General features: G+C 79.0%; 2 protein-coding genes and 1 pseudogene. 1 reads left to right on the top strand and 2 read right to left on the bottom strand.

Annotated elements, in window-relative coordinates:
• Positions 1 to 1317, bottom strand: a 1317-nt coding sequence (locus tag HLB09_RS20120) for a sensor histidine kinase (protein ID WP_212771111.1), incomplete at its 3' end; no start/stop codon positions are given.
• Positions 1318 to 1538: 221 nt separating this feature from the next.
• On the opposite strand from HLB09_RS20120, the gene malQ reads away from it, so the two are divergent.
• On the top strand, positions 1539 to 3713 hold the full coding sequence (malQ, locus tag HLB09_RS14115; protein ID WP_171203979.1) for a 4-alpha-glucanotransferase: 2175 nt from the start codon (positions 1539 to 1541) through the stop codon (positions 3711 to 3713).
• Here malQ and HLB09_RS14110 read toward each other — a convergent pair.
• A pseudogene (locus tag HLB09_RS14110) lies at positions 3691 to 4010 on the bottom strand (hypothetical protein); the annotation flags it as partial. The gene malQ and the pseudogene HLB09_RS14110 sit on opposite strands and share 23 nt — an antisense overlap.

Below are 4010 nucleotides of genomic sequence, written 5' to 3'. Positions count from 1 at the left end.
GGCCGGGCCCGCCTCCACCGACCCGCCGGTGAGCGCGGCCCTCTCGCGCATGCCGACGAGGCCCTGCCCGCCGGGCGGGGCCGGGGCGGCGCCCGCCCCGCGCCCGTCGTCGAGGACCTCCAGCGCCACGGCGCCCTGGAGCCAGCGCACGCGCACGACGGCGCTCGCCCGCGGGCCGGCGTGCTTGAGGACGTTGGTCAGCGACTCCTGCGCGATGCGGTGGACGGCGAGCCCCGGGCTCGGCGGCAGGGGGCGTCGCTCGCCGTGCTCCTCCAGGCGGACGTCGAGGCCGCCCGCGCGCAGGTCCTCCACGAGGTCCGCGAGGTCGCCCGCCCCCGGCTGCGGCGTGCGGCGGGCGGCCCCGTCCTCGCGCAGGACGCCGAGGAGCCCGCGCATGTCCGCCAGCGCCTGCCGACCCGTGCCCGCGATGGTCTCGAGCGCCCGGACCGCGGCGGCCGGGTCGGCGCGCGCGGCGTAGCGCCCGCCGTCGGCCTGCGCCACCACGACGGCGAGGGAGTGGGCGACGACGTCGTGCATCTCGCGGGCGATGCGCGCCCGCTCGGCGGCCGCCGCGATGACGGCCTGCTGGTCGCGCTCGGCCTCGAGGAGTCGCGCGCGCTCGGTGAGGGCCGCCTCGTGCGAGACGCGCACCCGCGAGAGCTGGCCGATGGACCACGCGGCGACGACGAGGAGCGAGAGGGCGCCGGTGATGGCCACCGCGGTGACGGGGTCGCCGCTCAAGCCGAGCGCACCGTCCGGGAAGAGGGCGAAGCGGGCCCCGGCGGCGCCGGAGGCGAGCAGGCCGGTCACGAGGACGAGCCGTCCGTCGCGCCGGGTGCCGTAGGCGGTGACCGCGTGGACCGTGATGAGGACGGCGACGAGGCCGGGCACACGGGAGTCGCCGACGAGGAGCACGAGGAGCCCGGCCAGGACGACGAGGGCGAAGGTGACGCGCGGCGCCGTCCGGCGCCAGGCGAGCGGCGCCACGAGCAGCAGGGACAGGAGCCAGGGCGCCGCCCCGGTGGCGCCGGTGGACGCGCCGGCGGGGACGACGAGGAAGAGGGCGAGCAAGGCGGTCGTGCCGACGTCCACGGCGCGCCGGTGGCGCCTCGACCAGGCGGCCGCCCGCTCGATCGCGGAGGGCGGCTCGACGGTCGGCGGCCCCGTCCACGACTGGCGGTCGACGTCTGGGTCGACCTCGGGGGCGACGTCACGGTCGGCGGGGCGGCGGGCGCCGCTGCCGACGTCCGGACCGGCGCCCCGCCGGCGTCCGGCCTCGGCGCCCGCGTACCGCTCGGGGGCGTCCTGGGGGCTCACCCGGCGACCGTAGCCGCGGGCGGCGGACGGGGTCGTCAGCCTCTGGTCGGAGGTCGTGCGCCCTCCGCGGCGGCCCGCGCGGCCGCCGGGCCCTCGCGGAGGCCGTCGCCACCGGGCCGACCCGGGGCCGCTCTGGCAGGATCCGAGCCGCCCTCGCGCCCCCGCGGCGACCACCCCGCGGCCGGTCCGACCCGCCCCCCGCGCACCCCGGACGGAGCACCATGCCCGACGCCACCGCCACCGCCGACGGGGCGCTGCCCTCGCCGGCCCTCAAGGAGCTCGCCGGCCGCTACGGCGTCGCCGTCGAGTACGACGACTGGCAGGGGAACCACCTCGACGTGCCCGCGAGCACGGTCGTCGCCGTCCTCGCGGCCCTCGACGTCGACGCGGACGGCGAGGACGCCGTCGAGGCCGCGCTCGCCGAGGTCGACCTCGCCCCCTGGCGCGCCGTGCTGCCGCCCGTCGTCGTGCTCCGCGACGGGCGCGTCGGCGAGGTGCCCGTCCACGTGCCCCACGGGCAGCCGGTCGCCTGCGAGGCCGTGCTGGAGGACGGCCGCACCGTCCCGCTGGCCCAGCTGGACCGCTGGACCGACCCGCGCGAGGTCGACGGCGCCCTCGTCGGCCGCGCGACCTTCGCCGTCCCCGCCGACACCCCGCTCGGCTGGCACGAGCTGCGGGTGCGGGTCGGCGACCTGCCCGGCGACGCCGAGCCCACCGCCACGGCCCCGCTCGTCGTGACGCCGTCCGTGCTCGAGCTGCCCGCGGGCGTGCGCGACGGTCAGCACTGGGGCCTCATGGTGCAGCTGTACTCGGTGCGCTCCCGGCTCTCCTGGGGGCTGGGGGACGCCGCCGACCTCGCGGAGCTCGCGAGCTGGAGCGGCGGCGAGCACGGGGCGGACTTCGTGCTCGTCAACCCCCTGCACTCGGCGGAGCCCGTGGCGCCCATGGAGCCGTCGCCGTACCTGCCGACGACCCGGCGCTTCGTCAACCCCGTGTACATCCGCGTCGAGGACGTCCGCGAGACGGCGTACCTGCCCTCCGCCGACCGCGCGCTGCTGGAGTGGGCGGCCGAGGAGCAGCGGGCCGCCTCGGCCGCCGGTGCGCTCGTGGACCGGGACGCCGTCTGGGCCGCCAAGCGCTCCGCCCTGCGCACCGTCTTCGACGCCGGCCGCACCGCGGCCCGCGAGGCCGACTTCGCCGCCTTCCGCGAGCGGGAGGGGAAGGGCCTCACCGACTTCGCGACGTGGTGCGCCCTGGCCGACCGCCACGGCCTGCCGTCCTCCCGGTGGCCGCAGGGGGCGCACGACCACGGCAGCCGCGAGCAGGAGCGGCTCGTCACGGAGGTCGCCGACGACGTCCGCTTCCACGAGTGGCTGCAGTGGGTCGTCGACTCCCAGCTCGAGGCCGCGCAGCGCACCGCCACGCGGGCCGGCATGGCGCTGGGGATCGTCCACGACCTGGCCGTCGGCGTGCACCCGACGGGGGCCGACACCTGGACGCTCGGGCCCGCCCTCGCCCGCGGCATCACCGTCGGCGCCCCGCCGGACGCCTTCAACCAGCAGGGGCAGGACTGGAGCCAGCCGCCGTGGCGGCCCGACGGGCTCGCCCGGCTCGGGTACGCCCCGTACCGGGACATGATCCGGACCGTCCTGCGCCACGCGGGCGGCGTCCGCGTCGACCACGTCATGGGCCTCTTCCGGCTGTGGTGGGTGCCCGCGGGCCTCGGCCCGGAGGCCGGCACCTACGTGCGCTACGACCACGAGGCGATGGTCGGCATCCTCGCGCTGGAGGCCCAGCGCGCCGGCGCCGTCGTCGTCGGGGAGGACCTCGGCGTCGTCGAGCCGTGGGTGCGCGACCACCTGCGCGAGCGCGGGGTGCTGGGCACGTCCGTGCTGTGGTTCGAGCGGGACGGCGACGGCGCGCCCCTGCCGCCCGAGCGGTGGCGCGAGCTCTGCATGGCCACCGTGACGACGCACGACCTCCCGCCCACGGCGGGCTACCTGGCGGGCGAGCACATCGACCTGCGCGACCGGCTGGGCCTGCTCACCCGCGACGTCGAGGAGGAGCGGCGCGTCGACGAGCGCGACCGCGCGTCGGTGCTGGCCCAGCTGTCCGAGCGCGGGCTCGTGCCGGAGGACCCGACGGAGCGCCAGCTCGTCGACGGCCTCCACCGGCTGCTGCGGGCGGCGCCCAGCCGTCTCCTCGGCGTCTCGCTGCCGGACGCGGTGGGGGAGAGGCGCACGCAGAACCAGCCGGGGACCTACGACCAGTACCCCAACTGGCGGGTGCCGCTGGGCGACTCCTCCGGCGACCCGGTGCTGCTGGAGGACCTGCCCGGCCTGCCTCGCGTGCGCTCGCTGCTGAGGGCCCTGCTCAGCGACGACCCGCCGCGCTGAGGCGGCAGGCCTCCGCCCAGAGCTCCGGGGCGGGGGCCGCCGTGGGCGCCCGGTGGCCGCGGACGAGCGCCACGGCGTCGACGAGCAGGTCGTGCAGGACGGCGTCGGCGTCGACTCCGCACGCCCCCGCGACGCCGGCGACCGACAGGCTGACGGCCGACGGCGCCCCGTGGCGCAGGTACCCGCGCACCCACCGGTCCGCCGCGCCGCGGCCCCGGTGACCGGCCCGCGCCCGCGGCCCGGTGGTCTCGGTGAAGCGCCGGGCCCACGCCGCGGCGCCCGGCACCCGGGCGAGCG

It is taken from the genome of Pseudokineococcus marinus (genome assembly GCF_013004605.1).
Lineage (GTDB): Bacteria > Actinomycetota > Actinomycetes > Actinomycetales > Quadrisphaeraceae > Pseudokineococcus > Pseudokineococcus marinus.
The sequence above is the reverse complement of the archived record's forward strand: the minus strand, read 5'-3'. Positions and strand labels throughout refer to the sequence as shown.